At 63.3% G+C, this 469-nt stretch carries 1 protein-coding gene; it reads right to left on the reverse strand.

Annotation, left to right across the window (positions count from 1 at the left end):
* Positions 1 to 276 precede the first annotated feature (276 nt).
* Positions 277 to 469, reverse strand: a 193-nt coding sequence (locus tag EN780_RS37610; protein WP_189557178.1) for a riboflavin kinase, incomplete at its 5' end; no start/stop codon positions are given.

Consider the following 469-nt stretch of genomic DNA (forward strand, 5'->3'; position numbering starts at 1 on the left):
GGTGTTGATGAAGGCGAAGGCCCAGTAGGACAGCGGCGACAGCAGCATGACGACGGCAAGGCTGCGGCCGCTGCCCGTCTTGCCCCAATGCGCGCTCAACCCATCGCACAGGATGAACAGCGAAGCACAAAGGAGGACGACGCTCCAGACCGGGATGTCGATCTTCATCGGTACGTTCTGCCCGACCGGCTTCGGTGAGGCGCTTCACGCACGCGGCTCAGCCGTTTGGTCGAGTCCGCAACCCGCGTCTAAACACTTCTATCTAGTTATTTCGAGCTAGAACGCGATCGCGGCGTCGAGCTCCGACAGCGGGCGGACGCCTGCCAGCAGCGCCCTCGCCTCGGCCTCGTCGCGCTTCATCTGCGCGACCAACGAGTCGAGCCCGTCGAATTTCAGCTCCGGCCGCAGGTAGCCGAAGAACGACACTTCGCAGGTTTCGCCGTAGAGGTCGCCGGAGAAGTCGAAGACG

The organism is Mesorhizobium sp. M4B.F.Ca.ET.089.01.1.1, from assembly GCF_004022605.1.
In the GTDB taxonomy this organism is placed as follows: domain Bacteria; phylum Pseudomonadota; class Alphaproteobacteria; order Rhizobiales; family Rhizobiaceae; genus Mesorhizobium; species Mesorhizobium abyssinicae.